The 18,835-nt window shown below is 58.8% G+C and carries 14 protein-coding genes; 11 read left to right on the top strand and 3 right to left on the bottom strand.

What is annotated here, in order from left to right; genetic code table 11:
- The first annotated feature begins 158 nt into the window (after nt 1-158).
- From BY454_RS06720 to corA, 10 genes are all read left to right on the top strand, one after another.
- Complete coding sequence (locus BY454_RS06720; RefSeq protein ID WP_104415518.1) at nt 159-812, top strand: potassium channel family protein; 654 nt, start codon at nt 159-161, stop codon at nt 810-812.
- Nucleotides 813-976: 164 nt separating this feature from the next.
- Nucleotides 977-2,176, top strand: a complete 1,200-nt coding sequence (locus BY454_RS06725) for a TrkH family potassium uptake protein (RefSeq protein ID WP_258075586.1) — start codon at nt 977-979, stop codon at nt 2,174-2,176.
- Between the two features lie 126 nt (nt 2,177-2,302).
- Nucleotides 2,303-2,383, top strand: a complete 81-nt coding sequence (kdpF, locus tag BY454_RS17170; RefSeq protein WP_104415516.1) for a K(+)-transporting ATPase subunit F — start codon at nt 2,303-2,305, stop codon at nt 2,381-2,383.
- A 79-nt stretch (nt 2,384-2,462) separates the two neighbouring features.
- Nucleotides 2,463-4,175, top strand: coding sequence for a potassium-transporting ATPase subunit KdpA (kdpA, locus tag BY454_RS06735; protein WP_104415515.1), 1,713 nt, complete (start codon nt 2,463-2,465; stop codon nt 4,173-4,175).
- Nucleotides 4,176-4,209: 34 nt separating this feature from the next.
- Nucleotides 4,210-6,207 (top strand): potassium-transporting ATPase subunit KdpB, encoded by a 1,998-nt coding sequence (kdpB, locus tag BY454_RS06740; RefSeq protein WP_258075587.1) that lies wholly within the window; start codon nt 4,210-4,212, stop codon nt 6,205-6,207.
- Nucleotides 6,208-6,220: 13 nt separating this feature from the next.
- A complete protein-coding gene (gene kdpC / locus BY454_RS06745) occupies nt 6,221-6,823 on the top strand; it encodes a potassium-transporting ATPase subunit KdpC (RefSeq protein WP_104415514.1) in 603 nt (200 codons plus the stop codon).
- A complete protein-coding gene (locus tag BY454_RS06750) occupies nt 6,820-9,498 on the top strand; it encodes a sensor histidine kinase (RefSeq protein WP_104415513.1) in 2,679 nt (892 codons plus the stop codon). Before kdpC ends, BY454_RS06750 begins: the two co-directional genes overlap by 4 nt.
- Entirely contained in the window at nt 9,495-10,232 is a 738-nt protein-coding gene (locus BY454_RS06755) for a response regulator (RefSeq protein ID WP_104415512.1), read from the top strand. The genes BY454_RS06750 and BY454_RS06755 overlap by 4 nt, the downstream gene beginning before the upstream one ends.
- 111 nt (nt 10,233-10,343) lie before the next feature.
- Nucleotides 10,344-11,144 carry an undecaprenyl-diphosphate phosphatase gene (locus BY454_RS06760; RefSeq protein WP_104415511.1) on the top strand — a complete coding sequence of 267 codons (801 nt, stop codon included), beginning with the start codon at nt 10,344-10,346 and terminating at the stop codon, nt 11,142-11,144.
- 36 nt (nt 11,145-11,180) lie between these two features.
- Nucleotides 11,181-12,134, top strand: a complete 954-nt coding sequence (gene corA, locus BY454_RS06765; RefSeq protein WP_104415510.1) for a magnesium/cobalt transporter CorA — start codon at nt 11,181-11,183, stop codon at nt 12,132-12,134.
- A 9-nt stretch (nt 12,135-12,143) separates the two neighbouring features.
- On the opposite strand, the gene uvrD is transcribed toward corA, so the two are convergent.
- A complete protein-coding gene (gene uvrD / locus BY454_RS06770) occupies nt 12,144-14,309 on the bottom strand; it encodes a DNA helicase II (RefSeq protein ID WP_104425548.1) in 2,166 nt (721 codons plus the stop codon).
- A gap of 387 nt (nt 14,310-14,696) precedes the next feature.
- Nucleotides 14,697-16,145, bottom strand: a complete 1,449-nt coding sequence (locus BY454_RS06775) for an NAD-dependent succinate-semialdehyde dehydrogenase (protein ID WP_104415508.1) — start codon at nt 16,143-16,145, stop codon at nt 14,697-14,699.
- A 194-nt stretch (nt 16,146-16,339) separates the two neighbouring features.
- Here BY454_RS06775 and BY454_RS06780 point away from each other — a divergent pair, with 194 nt between their 5' ends.
- Nucleotides 16,340-17,353, top strand: a complete 1,014-nt coding sequence (locus tag BY454_RS06780) for a histone deacetylase family protein (RefSeq protein WP_104415507.1) — start codon at nt 16,340-16,342, stop codon at nt 17,351-17,353.
- A gap of 25 nt (nt 17,354-17,378) precedes the next feature.
- Here the strand turns inward: BY454_RS06780 and thiI are convergent, their stop codons facing one another.
- Nucleotides 17,379-18,833 carry a tRNA uracil 4-sulfurtransferase ThiI gene (thiI, locus tag BY454_RS06785; protein WP_104415506.1) on the bottom strand — a complete coding sequence of 485 codons (1,455 nt, stop codon included), beginning with the start codon at nt 18,831-18,833 and terminating at the stop codon, nt 17,379-17,381.
- Nucleotides 18,834-18,835 lie beyond the last annotated feature (2 nt).

The following is an 18,835-nucleotide window of genomic DNA, read 5'->3' on the forward strand; positions in this document are numbered from 1 at the left end:
AGGATGGCACCAAACAATATAAGGTCTCGCCCGGGTTGCTCAGGCCGCTACGCGATGTGAAATAAGTCCACTACGTCGTGGAATGAACGCTTACGCAGTGCGGACATTTACAGCTACACTCATTTGTTGAAAAACGAACAATCAATGGGACTGTATCAATGATCAAAAAGCAGCAGTTTATTGTTATCGGTCTCGGCGTTTTTGGCGCAACAATCGCTCGGGAACTCACTAGACTGGGACATGAGGTGCTGGGTATCGATTCAGACGAACATTGTGTCGACCGGCTGGCGGAAGAAATTACCCATGCGGTTATTGCTGATGTCGCCGATGAAAACTCCCTGATCGAGTTGAACGCGGGCAGCTATGACGCAGCGGTGGTTGCCATTGGTCGAAATGTTGAGGCTACCATGCTGGCCACTCTTCAACTCAGGGAACTGGGGGTCAAGAAAGTCTGGACCAAAGCCCTGACAAACCAACACCACCGGATTCTGGAGAGGCTCGGTGCAACGCGAGTTATTGCCCCGGAGTTTGAAATGGGAGTCCGAATTTCACAGGAACTGAATTACCCGATGGTGCACGATTACCTGGGTCTCGACGATGACTATTTCATCGTGGACTTTCACACCACAGACGATCTCATCGACAAAACAATCGGCGATGTCATTAATGATGAGCCAGTGGAAGCCCTGGTTGTGAAGCGGATGAAGGAAGCTCACCCTCACCCGGACCATACCTGGAAAATCCGTAATGGAGATCGAATTGTCCTTGGGGGAAAACTGGACGACCTGAGAGACCTCGTCAGCCGCCTATGAAAGTCCATTTTCTGGATCTTGTTTCCCATCACACAAACGGCGAGACACCAGGGAAAGGGAGCATCAACCCTCCCCGGCTTCTGCTTGAATCGTTTTTGTTTCTCATTGCTCTTGGGGCGTGCCTTCTCAAGTTACCTTTCGCGACCGTTGAGCCGGTTTCCTGGATGGAAGCGGCCTTCACCGCTACCTCGGCAATCACCGTGACCGGCCTCGTGGTTGTGGATACCGGGAGTCAATACACCTTGTTTGGGCAATTGGTGATACTGGCCCTGATACAACTGGGCGGGCTTGGGTTAATGACATTCGCGGTACTCACCGCCCTCGCTCTGGGTTTCAAGCTGCGTCTGGAACACCAACTGGTCGCACAGGAAGCCTTCAACGAGATTTCCCTTCAGACCGCCCGAAGGGCCGGTGGCTCCATTGCGCTGTTTGCAGTGACCGCCGAAGCCATCGGTATTGTGTTGCTCGGCCTGTTTTTCGTCCCGGAACTGGGATGGACCGAGGGTCTTTACCAGGCCTTTTTCTACACAATCTCAGCGTTTAACAATGCTGGTTTTGCTCTGTCGCCAGAAAGCCTTTCTGCCTACGTTGACCATCCTGGCATCAGTCTGTCCGTGACGGCTCTGTTTATCACTGGCGGCCTGGGCTATATCGTCGTCATGGAACTCTTCGACAAGCGCTGCTGGTCGCGGCTGTCGGTTTACGTCAAAGTCATTCTGTTGGCTACCCTGCTGCTGAACCTGTCTGCCACCGGCGCCATTCTGCTACTGGAATTTGGCAACCCCGCCACCCTTGGAGCGCTGGACAGTTTCTGGGACAAACTCCTCGCCGCCTGGTTTCAGGGCGTTACGCCACGCACAGCTGGCTTCAACACTCTCGATATTGGCGCGTTAACGGCTGGCACCAGCGTACTGATGCTGCTTCTAATGTTCGTAGGGGGTGCCCCGAACTCCACGGCCAGTGGTATCAAAATATCGACTTTCGTCATTATGCTCGCCGCAACCCGTTCGTTTTTGCGAGGCAATCTGAATGTGAGTTTCTTCAAACGCTCTCTCAGCAGCGAGACGGTACTCAAGGCCCTCGCCACAGCCACCATCGGGATGGCGGTGGTCTTCCTGGGCGTAATTTCACTGAGCATCCTGGTTGAGGATGAGTTTCTGGACATCGCGTTTGAGGTGGTTTCCGCGTTCGGCACCGTTGGTCTGTCCCGAGGAACCACCGGCGAGCTGGGCACAGCAGGCCAGCTGGTCATCATGGCAATCATGCTGATCGGACGCCTTGGCCCACTCACTTTGGGTTATACCCTGACAGTGCGCCGTAAATCCCGCGTTCGATATGCGAAAACCGAGTTTCCTGTTGGCTGATCCCAACGGTCGAACCATAGCCCTCACTTTTTAACGAACTTTTTACGACCAGCCCCGGATTTGGTCATCGAATTTTTACGCCCCTCCCCAGCACCATAAAGACACACTCACTGAAGGAGACCGAGCGTGTCTACTTTCCTGTTCATTGTTTCCGTAGCAGTCGGCGCCTACCTGGTCGCCGCCCTGCTATGGCCCGAGAGGTTCTGACCATGGCACTGATCGGCATTGGCATCATTCTGGGACTGTTTGGCCTGTGTTTTATGTTTATTGATCTGGAGGAGCGGCTGTGAACGAGGTCATCGTAATTTACGCGGTCACGCTTCTGTTGGCGTGGCCCTTGGGCAAATATATTGCAGGCGTTTTCGACGGCGCCAAGGGGACGGCGGGCGCTGTCTTTCTGCCGGTGGAAAACGGCCTGTACCGACTGTTTCGCGTGGACCCTTTCCAGCCCATGAACTGGCAGGGTTATGGCAACGCGCTGCTCAAACTCCACCTTGCTCTGGTTCTGATCGTCTTCGGCCTGCTGATGGCCCAGGGCTTTCTGTTCCTGAACCCGGACGGGATCGACGGCATCAGCTGGGACCTGGCGCTTCATACGGCTGTCTCGTTCCTGACCAATACCAACCAGCAGCACTATTCGGGGCAGGCACAGCTGAGCTACCTGGCCCATACCTTTGGGATTGTCACACTCCAGGTGGTAACGCCGGCAGCTGGCATGGCAGCGCTGGTGGCGATTGTTCGTACACTTCTGGGTCGTTCAGACAAGAAGAAACAACCGGCCGTCGATGGTGTTGTCTCCGTGGGTAACTTCTACGAAGACATCACCCGGGCCATTGTTCGCGTCATGTTGCCGGTCGCTGCGGTGGTGGCACTGATCATTGCCTCCCAGGGCGTGCCGAACAGCTATGAAGGTGCCCGCACCGCCATTCCACTGGACCAGACCGCCGGCATGGAAGAACAGAACATTCCGATCGGCCCGGTGGCACCCATGGTGGCCATCAAGCAGATAGGCACCAATGGCGGTGGCTGGTACGGCCCCAACTCCAGCGTCCCCCTGGAAAACCCGACGCCACTGAGCAACTTCGTGCAAACCGTATCCATCGTTCTCATTCCGGCGGCCCTGGTGTTCGCCCTGGGCTTTATGACCGGCCGTCGCCGCCTGGCCATGGTGGTGATGGGAGTGATGGTGGTGATGTCGGTGTCACTGACGTCGGTGGCGATATGGTCCGAAAACCAGCCGAACGTCGCCTTCTCCGGGCTTGCCGCAGACGGTGAGAACCTGGAAGGCAAGGAAGTCCGGTTTGGTGCCACCGCAACCGCACTCTGGGGCAGCTGGACCACCCAGACCTCGAACGGGTCGGTCAACGGCATGCACGACAGCTTCAACCCCATTGGCGGCATGGTTCCGATGATCGACATGTTCATCAACGTCACCTTCGGTGGTATCGGCGTGGGTCTGATCGGTTACCTGCTGTTTCTGCTGCTGGCCGCCTTCCTCGGCTCCCTGATGATCGGTCGTGCCCCGGAAATCGCCGGCAAGTCGCTGGAAACCCGGGAAATGAAGCTGGTGTGTATTGCGCTGTTGATCCAGCCGCTGCTGATTCTGGGTTTCAGCGCCATCACCGTTGCCTTCCCGGCGTTGACCGGCAACTCCAATCCGGGCTTCCACGGCATCAGCCAGGCGATATACGAGTACACCTCAGCCTTTGCCAACAATGGCTCCGGCTTTGAAGGCCTCGGCGACGACAGCGTGTGGTGGAACGTGACCTGTGCAGTCAACCTCGCCCTCGGTCGTTTCATTCCAATCCTGGCGCCCCTGGCCATTGCGGCCTCGCTCGCGGCCAAGCGTTCCGCTCCTGAAGGTCGCGGCAGCCTGAGCATCGACACGCCCACCTTCGGGCTGATGACCCTGGCGGTGATTGTGATGTTTACCCTGCTGAGCTTTATGCCGGTGCTGATTCTCGGCCCGATCGCTGAAGCCCTGGCTCTGATGTCCTGAGTGGAGAATGATGATGTCCAAAAGAACCCCCAAAATGACTGACTCACTTGATCCGGGCAGTGTGTTCGGCCAGTCAATCAGGCGCCTGTCTCCGAAAGATCTGGCCCGCAACCCGGTCATGATGGTTGTTGGTACTGGAACCCTGATCACCTTCCTGCTGGGCCTCAGCAATCTTGCCCAGGGTAAGCCTGCCGGCCTGGATTTCGCCATCTGCGCGATTCTTTTATTCACGGTGTTGTTCGCCAACGGCGCCGAATCCGTCGCCGAAGCTCGGGGCAAGGCCCAGGCCGGAGCACTCAGGGCAACAAGGAAGGATCTGAAAGCCCGCAAACTCGATGGCGAACAGTACAAGGAAGTAGCGGCGACAGACTTGCGCCGGGGCGACCGCGTGCTGGTCAAACCCAACGAGCTGATCCCCGCCGACGGTGAAATCGTCACCGGTGCCGCAACCATCAACGAATCGGCAGTGACCGGTGAATCGGCGCCCGTGCTCCGAGAAGCACGCACGGATAACAGCGGTGTCAGTGCCGGTACCAAAGTACTCTCCGATGAGATTGTGGTTGAGGTGACGGTCGATCCCGGTAATTCACTGCTGGATCGTATGATTGCCCTGGTTGAAGGGGCTAAACGGCAGAAAACTCCGAGCGAGCTGGCGCTCTCGGTTTTGCTGGCTGCCATGACCCTGGTGTTCCTGATTGTGGTGGTTACCCTGGTGCCCTTTGGGGGATTTGTCGGTGCCACACCCTCCTTCTCGGTGTTGGTTGCACTGCTCGTTTGCCTGATTCCGACCACCATTGGCGGGCTGCTCCCGGCCATCGGCATTGCCGGTATGGACCGGGCCATGCGTGCGAATGTGATTGCAAAATCGGGCAAGGCCGTAGAGGTGGCAGGTTCCATCGATACTTTACTGCTGGACAAAACCGGCACCATCACTCTGGGTGATCGCAAAGCCACCGCCTTTGAAGCCGTTCAGGGCGTCGCGCCCGGCACATTGCGAGACGCAGCATTATTGACGTCCCTGGCGGACCCTACCCCAGAGGGCAAATCCGTGGTTGCCCTGGCCAGAGATAAAGGCTCGGATGCCGAGGCTTCCGAGGGCACAGAGTTCATCGAGTTCTCTGCCAACACCCGCATGTCCGGCGTGGATTTACCCGATGGTCGGATTCTTCGCAAAGGTGCAACGGATGCGATTCGCAAATTCGTCACCGAAAATGGCGGGAACTACCCTCAGGAAACCGACCGCCTGGTAGACCGGGTCGCCAAGAACGGTGCAACCCCGCTGGTGGTGTCTGAAGGCAATCGCGTACTTGGCGTTATCGCCCTGTCGGACGTCATCAAATCTGGCATCAAAGAGCGGTTCGCCAAGTTACGGGAAATGGGTGTCAAAACGGTGATGATCACCGGCGACAACCCGGTGACGGCAGCCGCGATTGCCGCCGAGGCCGGCGTTGACGATTTTGTTGCCGAAGCCACCCCTGAGCAGAAGCTGGACATCATCCGGAAAGAGCAGGATGAAGGCCGCATGGTGGCGATGATGGGTGACGGCACCAACGATGCCCCTGCCCTGGCCCAGGCCGACCTGGGACTTGCCATGAATTCCGGCACTCAGGCGGCTCGCGAAGCCGGCAATATGGTGGATCTTGATTCGGACCCCGGCAAATTGTTAGAGGTGGTCGAAATTGGGAAACAGCTGCTGATCACACGCGGCTCGCTGACCACTTTCTCCCTGGCCAATGATGTGGCCAAGTACTTCGCCATCCTGCCTGCATTGTTCGTCACCAGCCTGCCTGCGCTGGATGCCCTCAACGTGCTTGATCTGGCCAACCCGGTCAGTGCGGTGCTGGCGGCGACCATTTTCAATGCCTTGATCATACCGGCTCTGATCCCGTTCGCGCTGAAGGGTATCCAGTTCAAACCAGCCAGTGCGACCCAACTGCTGCGCCGTAACCTTCTGATTTTTGGCCTCGGCGGGCTGTTGCTGCCGTTTGCGGCGATCAAGGCGCTGGACCTGATGCTTACCGTGGTCATCTGAGGAGACCAATATCATGACTGAATCGAACTCCGTAACCGTAACGCGGTCTGCATCCTGGCTTTCCGCTGCCAGGGCGGCCATTGTTTTCATCTTGCTATGCGGTGGATTATATCCTCTGCTGGTCACAACGGCGGGTAAGGTCATGTTTCCACATCAAGCCTTTGGGAGCATGATTATCGTTGATGATACCGTGGTGGGGTCAGAATTGGTTGGACAACCCTTTAAAGCCCCGAAATACTTCCATGGCCGGCCTTCAGCTGCGGGCTACGATCCGTTTTCCGTCGGCGGTTCCAACTATGCGCCCAGCAATCCTGACCTGCGGGCTCGTGTTGCCGAGCACTCAGCAGGTATTGCCCAGAGAGAGGGTGTTAATCCTGATTCTATCCCGGTGGATCTGCTTGCGGCCTCAGGCTCCGGCATAGACCCGCACATCTCACCGGAATCGGCGATTGTTCAGGCTGAACGAGTGGCAAGAGCGCGGAGTATTCCCGTTTCCCGGGTCAATAAATTCATAGAACGATACACTGAAGGCCCCACACTGGGTATTTTGGGCCAGCGTCGGGTTAATGTTCTCAGGATTAACCTGGCACTGGATGGCAAGGAGTCTCTCAATTGAACCAAGGCGATTGTCATCGCCCCAACCCCGATGCGCTCCTGAAGACTCAGGAGCGTGAATCGGCCGGGGGGCTGAAAGTCTTTTTGGGAGCCGCCCCCGGGGTCGGCAAGACCTATCAGATGCTTCAAGCAGCCCATGAATTGAAGCGGCAAGGCGTCGATGTTGTGGTCGGTGTCGCCGAAACCCATGGTCGGGCCGACACTCTGGCCCTGTGCGAGGGGCTTGAGCAGCTTCCGACAAAAGAGATCGAGTACGCTGGCAATCGGTTTCGGGAATTCGATCTCGATGCCGCCCTGGCACGAAAACCAGACGTGCTGTTACTGGATGAGCTGGCTCATCGAAATATCCCGGGAACCCGCCACCCCAGACGTTACCAGGACATAGAGGAACTGCTGGATCAGGGCATCACCGTCTGGACGGCAATCAACATTCAACATCTGGAAAGCCTGTCGGATGTAGTTGCCAGCATCACGGGTGTGCGGATGCGCGAAACCGTCCCTGACTCCCTCCTGGAGCGGGCCCGGGATATTGTGCTGGTGGATCTCGCCCCCTCGGAGCTTCTGGAGCGTTTGAAGCAGGGGAAGGTCTATGTCCCGGAACAGGCCCGTGCAGCCATGGACGGGTATTTCTCACCATCGAACCTGTCGGCACTGCGAGAGCTCGCAGTTCAAACCATTGCCGAGCGGCTCGATTCCGATGTGCGGGATACGATGCAATCCCGGGGTATCGAAGGCCCCTGGCACATTCGATCCAGGATGCTGGTTGCAGTGGACGGCTCCGGTCAGGGTGAGACACTGGTGCGCGCAGCGCGGCGTCTCGCTGAAAGGCGCAAAGCACCCTGGACGGTGGTTACCGTGGACAATGGCCGGGCCGGCGCGGACGAGCGGCAACGATTGGGAAAAGCGTTTGATCTTGCTTCCCGGTTGGGCGCTGAAGTCAAAACCCTTCGGGGACACAACGTGGCCGAAGAAATCCTCGCGTTTGCCAGGGATCAGAACGTTACAACGCTGATTCTCGGGCGCTCCCACAATCGTTGGTGGCACTTCAAAAAGTCCACCAGCCGTGTCCTGCTGGAACAGGCGGAAGCCTTTGAAGTCACATTTATCCCTGTGCCCAGAAAGCAACGTCGCCGGCTTGTCCAGCTGTCCAGCCAGCCGTTTCAGTGGAGCGACTACGCCTGGGCCGTGGGCAGCGTTGGCGCTGCCACCGTCATATCAATGGGGCTTCAGAACGTACTGCCGCTGGGCAACCTTTCGCTCATTTTCCTGACATCCGTACTCTGGGTGGCGGCCCGCACCGGCATCCGGCCCGCACTGTTCACGGCGGCATTAAGCTTTCTGACTTATAACTTCTTCTTCACAGAACCTCGCCTGACTTTCCACATGGCGGATACCGACGAGCTCCTGACGGTGGTGTTCTTCCTGGTTATTGCCGTCACCGGAGGCAACCTTGCCGGCCGCTTGCGGGATCAGGTCCGGATGCTGCGTGCCTCTAACGATCTCTCCGACGCACACCTGGAGTTTACCCGCCGCCTCGCCTCCGCCCCCGACATTACCTCGGTCCAGACCGAGGCGGTGGAGGTGCTTTATAAACAACTCAAAATACCCTTGATCATTGCGCAACGGAGCCCTGAGAACGGGGCCCTTGAAGTTATGGCTCAGGGTGGCGATTCGCACTCGTTAAACAATGCAGACCGATCCGCCATTGACTGGGCCATCAAAAACGGCAAGCCCAGCGGTGCCTTTTCCGACACACTGAACAGCCTTCCATGGCGATTTGAACCCATCGAAGCAGACGGAGAAGTCTACGGCGTGCTCGGCCTACGGGTCGACGGTATAAATCCGGAGTATTACCGGGGCCTCGCCATCAGCGTTTACGTGCATCAGTTGGGCCTCGCGTGGTTCCGGACCCGTCTGGCCGCGAATCTATCCGAATCAAGGGTGGCCGAAGAAACCGAACGGCTGCGCTCCGCTTTGCTTTCGTCTATCTCCCATGACCTTCGCACACCGCTTTCTTCGATGATTGGCTCAGCCAGCACCCTGAAATCCATGTCCGACAGACTGTCGGATGAGGATCGGGACAGCCTTCTGGATTCCGTCCTCGGCGAGGGGGAGCGTCTGGACCGATACATTCGGAACCTGCTGGACATGACCAAACTGGGCCACGGCACTCTCAAAATCGAACGCGACTGGATCGCCCTCACCGACATCCTGTCCTCGGCGCTCCGACGTACCCGTAATCTCATGTCAAAAGTGCGGGTGGAACGTGAGGTACAAGAAAACCTGCCGTTGCTCTTCGTGCATCCCGCACTCATTGAACAGGCCTTGGTGAACGTTCTGGAAAATGCCGCCAAGTTCGCACCCGATGGCTCAACCTTGAGCATACAGGCCCGCCAAAGCGGTGATGAACTGATTCTCGCCATTTCGGACGAAGGCCCGGGCATCCCGGAAGGTCAACGTGATCAGGTATTTGATATGTTCTTCACAGGTGGTGAGGGTGACCGGGGACCGCACGGTAGCGGGTTAGGCTTGGCCATTTGCCATGGCATGATCGCAGCTCATGGCGGTCGAATTCGGGCATTGGCCGGTCCAGATGGCCAGGGAGCCACCATCGAAATGGCGCTGCCTTTGATAGAATCCCCTGAACAAGAGCCCAGCCGGGGAGCCAGTGAATGACAGTTCCAGCACAAAACCGCGACACGCCCTGTATTCTGATTATCGATGACGAGCCGCAAATCCGGCATTTCCTGCGCATCAGCCTGAGAACCGAGGGCTATGAGCTCATCGAAGCAGAGGACGGTGAAACGGGTTTGGGGTTATGCGCGCGGCACTCACCGGACCTTGTGATTCTGGACCTGGGGCTTCCGGACATGGATGGTTCGGAGGTACTGGCTGGCCTGAGGGAGTGGTCGTCCGCACCGGTCATCATTCTGTCAGTGCGGGACAGGGAGCTGGAAAAAGTGAAAGCCCTGGATCTGGGGGCCAACGATTATGTCACCAAACCCTTCGGCATCGATGAGTTACTGGCGCGAGTCCGAACCCAGTTGCGCAGTTGGCAGCAACAAAATGCGTCCACCCAAGACACCCCGGTGCTGTTTGATGACGGCGCCCTGTACATTGACCTTTCCACACGAAAAGTCATGGTGAAAGGGGAGCACGTCCGGCTTACCCCGAAGGAATTTTCCGTTTTAAAGGTTTTGATGCTGGCAACCGGGAAAATCGTGACCCAGTCACAGCTATTGAAGGACATCTGGGGGCCGACCCACACCCGGGATACACACTACCTGCGCATTCTTATTGGGAGACTGAGACAAAAGCTGGGGGACGACCCGACCGAGCAACATTACATTCAGACGGAACCCGGTGTGGGCTACCGGTTTGCAGGAAGCGATGACACCTCAGACACCTGATACACCCGGAACGACCGCCGCCATCCTCGCCTGTTCAACTCGAGGTCGCCCTGCTACTATTCGCACCGACTTTTATAGCCCTGAACCCTGACTGAAACGGACCGCCACAGAATGGATTTTTATCAGGCCCTGTTCCTTGGCCTTCTCCAGGGACTAACCGAATTCCTGCCCATCTCCAGCTCCGCCCACCTGATCCTCACACCGGCGTTTTTTGGCTGGGAAGACCAGGGCGTGGGCTTTGATCTGTCGGTACACGTGGGCACCCTGCTGGCGGTGGTGCTGTATTTCCGTCGGGATGTGTTCGGCATTGCCAAAGATGGCCTGGTGTCCATGGGCCAGCGCAGGCTTGTTGGCCAGGGTGCGCTGGCGCTGTACCTGGTGATCGGCACCATCCCAGCAGGCCTCGCCGGCCTGGCGCTGCTGGACATGATCGACAACGAACTGCGCGGTGCCGGGGTTATCTTCATCACCACCCTGGTGTTCGGCATCCTCCTGGGCATCGCGGACTGGCTGCCCCGGCGCGAGCGCACCCTGGACTCCCTGAGCTGGAAAGATGCCCTCATCGTCGGCATTGCCCAGGCCTTCGCCCTGGTTCCCGGCACCTCCCGCTCCGGGGTCACCATCACCGCCGGGTTGTTCCTGGGCATGGGCCGCCAGACCGCCTCCCGCTTCTCGTTCCTGCTGGCTATTCCCATTATCGTGCTGGCATCGGCGGTAAAGCTTCTGGAAGTGGCCACCTCGGATGTTACCGTGGACTGGAGTGGTTTCCTGCTGGGCGGCGTGACCTCCTTCGTCATGGCAATCACCGCGATACACTTCTTCCTGAAGTGGCTCAATAAAGTGGGGATGTGGCCTTACGTGATTTATCGCGTGCTTCTGGCCGCCGTTATCTACGCTGTGCTGATAGACTGAGTTACCTGACACGCCGATAAAACGGGGAGACCGTTCATGCTGAGGTTCTACAAAATCCAGGACGGCTTGATCAAGGAGCTGGACGTTCCGGAAGATGAGCAAAGAGCCTACCTCAAACAGGCCGACTGGATTGATGCCTGCGAGCCCACCGAGGATGAGCGCCAGCTACTGCAGACGCTGGTGAAAAGCGACATCCCGGCGTTTGATGATGTCGAGGAAATCGAGGCCTCGGCCCGCTGTTTTGTCGATCACGCCGGCGTTCATGTTCACTCACTTTTCCTGAATCTGGCCGACGGCCGGCACAATACGGTATCCGTCGCTTTCATCCTGCAAAAAAACTGCCTGATCACCATCCGCGAGACCGAACTGGCGGATTTCCGCCTGCTGCGCATGCGCGCCCGTCGTGAACAGGTCGAAGCCCGCGATGCCTCCGAAATGCTGGTGACCATCCTGGACCAGAAAGTGGAGAACCACGCCGACGGCCTGGAAGACCTGCACCGGCAGCTGGAAAATGTCAGTTACCTGGTGCTGGAAGATGAAGACGCGGAACTGGATGACGCCATTAGCCAGTTGGCCAAGCTCGAAGACAGCAACGGCAAAACCCGCCTGTGCCTGATGGACACCCAGCGCAACCTGTCGTTCCTGCTGCGCCATCTTCAAAAGGAAGGAGAGATTCGTGAAACGCTGCGGGAAATCAATCGGGACATAGAAACCCTGATGTCACATACCACTTTCCTGTTCGACAAGATCAACTTCCTGATGGATTCCACCCAGGGTTTCATCAATATCGAACAGAACCAGATCATCAAGATCTTTTCCATTGCGGCGGTGGTCTTCCTGCCACCCACCCTGATTGCCAGCATCTACGGCATGAACTTCCAGCATATGCCGGAACTGGACTGGCCCTGGGCCTACCCCATGGCACTGGGGCTGATGGTGCTGGCCGCGTTCGCGCCCTACTGGTACTTCAAGCGGAAGGGGTGGCTGTAAGGCCTACCCCTAACAGGCCTCCAGGGGCGCATAGGCCAGCACCAGCCACTTGGCGCCCTCATCAAAGTTCACCTGCACACGCGTGTGGTGTCCGGTGCCCTCACAGTTCATCACGATGCCCTCACCAAACTTGGGATGGCGAACACGCTGGCCCAGGCTGAAACCGGACTGCTCGGCGGAATCCTGGCTGAACAGGCTTTCATTCGGGCGCCCCACCATGGCCGGGCGGGTGATGGTGTTGCGCAGGCGCACTTCCTGCAGGCAGTCAGCCGGGATCTCCCGCACGAATCGGGACACCGCGTGGAATTTCTCCTGCCCGTACAAGCGGCGGGATTCGGCGTAAGTGAGCACCAACTGCTTCATGGCGCGGGTAATGCCGACGTAGGCCAGACGACGCTCTTCCTCCATGCGGCCCGGTTCTTCCAGTGACATGCCGTGGGGGAACAACCCCTCCTCGATACCGGCCAAGAACACCAGTGGGAACTCCAGCCCCTTGGCCGAGTGCAGGGTCATCAGTTGCACGCTGTCTTCGTGGGCATCAGCCTGGGACTCACCGGCATCCAGCGCCGCCTGGGCGATGAACTCGGCCAGCGGGTCGACGCCTTCTTCCACCTCGAAATCCGACAGCGCGTTCACCAACTCTTCCAGGTTTTCCACCCGGGCCTGGCCTTTCTCGCCTTTTTCACTGGCGTGGTAGTCCTTCAGGCCACTGGATTCGATGGCCTGTTTCATCAGGCCCTGAAGCGAGGCGTGGTCCACCATCTCCGACAGGGTGTTGATGATGTCCATGAAGGTCTGAAGCCCGGTTTTGGCCCGGCCTTTCACCTGCCCGGCCGCCAGCATGCGTTCGGAAGCTTCCCAGAGCGAGATACCCTGCTCCGTGGCGTAGGCGCGCAGCTCCGCCAGGCTCTTGGCACCAATGCCCCGGGCCGGAATGTTCACCACCCGCTCAAAGGCGGCATCGTCCCGGTGGTAATGCACCAGGCGCAGGTACGCCAGCGCGTTGCGGATTTCCTGGCGGTCATAGAAACGCAGGCCACCGTAGACCCGGTAGGGAATGCCCTGGCGCATCAGGGACTCCTCCAGCACCCGCGACTGGGCATTGGAGCGGTAAAGGATGGCACATTCGCTGCGCAGGTTGCCGTCCTGGACCCAGGCCGAGATGCTGTCGGCAATGTAGTTGGCCTCATCCTGCTCGTTGAACGCCGCGTACAGGCTGATGGGTTCGCCCTGGGGACCATCGGTCCACAATTCCTTGCCCAGACGCCCCTGGTTGTTGGCGATCACCGCGTTGGCGGCCTTCAGGATGGTCTGGGTGGAGCGGTAGTTCTGTTCCAGGCGCACCAGCCGGGCGTTGGGAAAATCCCGCTGGTACTGCTGGATGTTCTCCACTTTGGCGCCCCGCCAGCCATAGATGGACTGGTCGTCGTCGCCGACGATAGTGGACGGCACCCGGTGACCCGCCAGCACCTGCAGCCAGGCGTATTGAATGGTGTTGGTGTCCTGGAATTCGTCCACCAGGATGTGCTGGAAGCGCTGCTGGTAATGGGCCAGAAGCTCGGGCTTGTGCAGCCAGAGTTCGTGGGAGCGCAGCAGCAGTTCACCAAAATCCACCAGGCCGCCCTGCTGGCAGAGCTTTTCGTACTGGCGGTAGATTTTCAGCATGGTGGTGGTGAAATGATCGCCCGGGTTTTCCTGGATGTGATCGGCCCGCAGGCCTTCGTCTTTCTGGGCGCTGATGAACCACTGGGCCTGCTTGGGCGGCCACTGGCTCTCATCGATCTGGTTTTCCCGCATCACCCGCTTGATCAGCCGCAGCTGGTCGTCGCTGTCCAGCACCTGGAAATTCTCCGGCAGCCCGGCGTCTTTCCAGTGCGCCCGCAGCAACCGGTGGGCTATGCCGTGGAAAGTGCCAATCCACAGTCCCCGGGTGGGAATGTTCATCATCTGCTCCACCCGGTAACGCATTTCCTTGGCGGCCTTGTTGGTGAAGGTCACCGCCAGGATGGACGTGGGTGGCACCCTGTCCACTCCCATCAACCACGCCATCCGGTGCACCAGCACGCGGGTCTTGCCACTGCCGGCGCCGGCCAGTACCAGCAAGTGATCGTTCTGGGCGGTGACCGCTTCACGCTGGGCGTCGTTCAGGGGATCGATGATGTGGGAAACGTCCATAAAAATCCGTTCGCTACTGGTTAAATAAACAGGTGAAAGAGTATAACAGCTGAAAAGCGGGATTTCTTTGGGGCGTGTAGTGTAGGTGGGCTTACAAGCCCTCTAAATCAGGAGTAAACGCACAGAGGCAGGTACCGCTTTCCAGGACACGCTACGAGCACTTCCTTGTGCGCTTGACTGTGGCCCTCCCTGGCCACAGACAGTCCTGGAAAGCGGTACCTGCCTCTGCGCTATCCAAGCCCGCGGGAGGGGAGGCCTTTGCAGGACTGTTGAGGGCCAGGGATGGCCCGATTCAAGCCCCATGGACGGCTCGTGGCGTGTCCTGAAAAGGCCTCCCCTCCCGTGGGCGCAGCCACCCTAGGGTGAAGGCTGGCGTTGTTTAAGGGTTCAAAATCCGCGCGGAACGGTCTGCGGCTCCACGAATTCGAACAGGCCTTCCAGGCCACCTTCGCGGCCAATGCCGGAGGCTTTCATGCCACCGAATGGCGCTTCCGGTGTGGGGCCAGTGCCGGTGTTCCAGCCGACATGGCCGAAACGCAGGCCAGCGGCCACGCGCTGGGCGCGTTCGGCGTCGGCGGTAAACACGTAGGAGGCCAGGCCGAACTCGGTGTCGTTACCGGCTTCGATGACTTCCTCTTCGGTGCGGAACAGCGCCATGGGCACCAGCGGGCCGAAGGTTTCTTCCTGATAGCAGGCCATCTCGCGGTTCACACCCAGCACAACAGTCGGCGGGAAGAACAGGCCATTGCCCAGTTCATCCGGCTGCTTGCCGGCCACCAGTTTGCCGCCTTTTTCCAGCGCGTCTTCAAGGTGGCGTTTCACCTTGTCAAAGCCGGGCTGGTTCACCAGCGGGCCGATGTCGGTGTCTTCCTTCATGCCGTCGCCCACGGTCATCCTGTTGACCCGCTCGGCCAGCTTCTCGCCGAAGGCATCGGCCACTTTCTCATGCACGAAAATGCGGTTGGCACACACGCAAGTCTGGCCACCACCACGGAATTTGTTGGCGATCAGGTTGTCGGCGGCTGCGTCCAGGTCCGCGTCGTCAAAGACGATGTAGGGCGCGTTACCGCCCAGTTCCAGCGACAGCTTTTTCACCTGCTCGGCGGTGTCGAGAATGAGCCGGCGGCCCACTTCCGTGGAGCCAGTGAAGCTGAGCATGGGCACGTCTTTGTGTTCACACAGAACCTTGCCGATCATGCTGGCCTTGCCCATCACCAGGTTCACCATGCCATCCGGCAGGTCGAGTTTGTCCATGATGCTGAAGAAGGCGACCATGGTCAGCGGCGTTTCGCTGGCCGGCTTGATCACGGACGGGCAACCCGCCGCCAGTGCGCCAGACAGTTTCTTGGCGATCATGCCGATGGGGAAGTTCCAGGGCACAATCAGGCCGGTCACGCCAATTGGGCGATAGTGAACCGTCCAGGTGCAGTCCTTGGGTTTCTCCGGGATGGTGTGGGAATCCAGCGCCTGCACATGCTTTGCCGCGTAATCAAAGAAACCGGCGGCATAATCCACTTCACCCTGCCCTTCTTTCCAGGGCTTTCCGTGTTCCATGCAGAGGATTCGGCCGATTTCTTCCCGGTTTTCCTTGAGCGCATCGCGGATGTCTTCCAGCCACTTGCGGCGGGTTTCGATGGAATACGGCTCGGTCAGCTTCAACGCCGATTTCCCGGCCTCTACCGCGTCCAGAACATCCTGCTCCGACATGGAGGGAACCTTTGCAATCACCTCGCCCGTGGCAGGATTGTTAACATCAAAGGTGTTGCCGTCGGCGCTGTCGGTCCAGCGACCGCCGATGTAGCCAGTAAGCTTATGCAGCAGGGGTGACTCGATCATCTCGGCTCCTCTTCCGTATTTGTCTGCGCCCCGGCATAGGGCACCAGTTGCGTCAGTGAATAATGTCTTTCATAGTGGATCTTGAGTGGCGGCCTGTAAAGTCACTCTCGGATTTTTGACCAGGCCAACACACTGCCTATACTCGAATAATCTGAAATCAACACGTTACCGGTAAATTTCCGGGGAGAGACTGCATGAAAGCGTATTTCCACCCGCATCAGGATTTGCATGTTCCGAAGACGTATTTCACCCGTGGCCAGATGCGTGAGCCGCAAGAGGTGCCTGCGCGCACGGAGCTGATGCTGGAGGGACTCAGGAGTATGGGGATTTCCGTTCTGCAGCCGGCGGATCAGGGTTCAGCCCCCATTTCCAAGGTGCACGACCTGGGCTACCTGCGTTTTCTGGAGTCCGCGCACCGACGCTGGTCGGAAATGGGCGATTGGGGCGATGAAGTGATCTCAAACATCTGGGTGCGCTCCCCCAACGCTTTGCAGGGCATTCTGGCCGAGGCCGGCCGTTACCAGGCCGACGGCAGCTGCCCGATTGGCAAGGGTACGTGGGAGGCGGCTTACTGGTCCGCACAGACCGCACTGGGAGCAGCCGACGCCCTGATGGCCGGTGAACGCAGCGCCTACGCGGTATGTCGTCCGCCCGGGCATCATGCCCGCAAGGATGCCGCCGGCGGTTTCTGCTACCTGAACAACGCGGCGATTGCTGCCGAGCATCTGCAAAGTCGGTTTCCGCGCATCGCAATTCTGGATACCGACATGCATCACGGCCAGGGCATCCAGGAGATTTTCTACGATCGCAGTGATGTGCTGTATATCTCGATTCACGGCGATCCCACCAATTTCTACCCGGTGGTCAGCGGTTTTGAAAACGAGCGTGGCGAAGGGGAAGGCTACGGTTACAACATCAACCTGCCCATGCCCCACGGTTCCAGTGAGGAGGACTTCTTCGACAAGCTGGACGAATCCCTGGCGGCCATCCGTTTGTACCAGCCGGACGCGGTGATCCTCACCCTCGGCTTCGACATCTACAAGAACGACCCCCAGGCGAAGGTGTCGGTCTCCTCCGAAGGCTTCTGCCGCCTAAGCACCCACGTGCGCCAGCTCGGCCTGCCCACCCTGGTGATTCAGGAGGGCGGCTATGACCTGGAGGCACTGACCACCAACGTTGGCCAGTTCTTCAAGGGACTGGACGGATAAGCCCGACCCCCTGCCTTCGCTCCGGTCAGCCAGCCGGGGCGTAGACCTTCACGTTGCCATGCCCTTCAGCCTTCAGGTGGCCGGCGTGCATCTGGCTCATGGTGCCCCGATCGCAGTACAGCAGGTACTGGCGGTCCGGCGCCAGGCCTTCAAACTGCTGGTTCAGCTCGTAGAAGGGAATTTTCAGGATCTCGTTGTTGGTGAGCGTCAACGGCGCTCGCTCTTCCTCGGACGGGTGACGCACGTCGATGACGACGTCATCCACCGCCGGGGTTTGCACCAGTTCCACCTCTTCCGGGGTCACGGTCGTGTCCAGTAGGCGATTGATCCCGGTTTCCTCACGGTTCTCGATCGCTTTGGCGAGCGCCTGCGGGTCCATCTTGGCCTCATCTTCCTCCACCCGATGCAGCTTGGCGCGGGTGGCCGGACGCTGGGATATCACCCCGCAATACTCCGGCATGTTACGGGCAAAGGACTCAGTGCCGATGTCGTGGGCAATGCGGATAATTTCCTGCTTGTCCATGGCGATCAGCGGTCGCAGCACCACCTGCTCGCAGGCCCGGTCCACCACGTTCAGGTTCTGCAGGGTCTGGCTGGACACCTGGGCCACGGCATCGCCCATCACCAGCCCGGACACGTTCAGGGTTTCCGCGATTTCACTGGCCGCCTTCAGCATCTGGCGTTTGAGCACCACGCCCCAGTGACGGTTGTTCACCGAGCGCATGATCTCCGCCACCACGCCGTCGAACGGCACGGAGATGAACTTCACGCTGTGGGAGGCACCGTAGCGCTGCCACAGGTAATGGGCGACCTGCCGCACCCCAACCTCGTGGGCGGTACCGCCAAGGTTGAAGAACAGGTAGTGGTTGCGTAGCCCCCGGCGCATCATCAAGTAGGCGGCCACTGAGGAATCATAGCCACCGGAGATCAGGGTCATCACCGTATCCACCGTACCCACCGGATAACCGCCCATGCCCTGGTGTTTGCGGGTGGCGATATGGAAGCTGTCGTTGTTCACTTCCACCCGCACTTCCACGTCGGGGGATTTCAGGTCCACGCCAGCGGTGTCATAGGCCCGAAGCAGCGCCGCGCCCACACTGCGCTCAATATCCAGTGACCGGAAATCGTGCTTGCCCACGCGCTTTGCCCGGACCGCCAGCGTTTTGCCTTCCAGTCTGCCAGCATAGGCGGCCACCGCCTTCTCGCCGATATCCTCCAGGGATTGCAGGGGGTAAACGTTGACTTCCTGGATCGTGGAAATGCCGGGAATGCGCAGCAACTCATCGAGCACCGGGCTGTACAATCCCCGGCCGTCGGGCACGTCGATATCCACGCGATCCCAACTACCCTCTACCCGAACGTCTTCATCAACACGCTTCAGCAGTTTGCGGATATTCTGGCGCAGCTGACGCATCTGCTGCTGGCGAACCGGTTTACTTTTAATGGCCACTTCCGCGGCGGGGCGAATCAGGAGTTTCATGG

Source organism: Marinobacter persicus (assembly GCF_002934325.1).
GTDB classification, from domain to species: domain Bacteria; phylum Pseudomonadota; class Gammaproteobacteria; order Pseudomonadales; family Oleiphilaceae; genus Marinobacter; species Marinobacter persicus_A.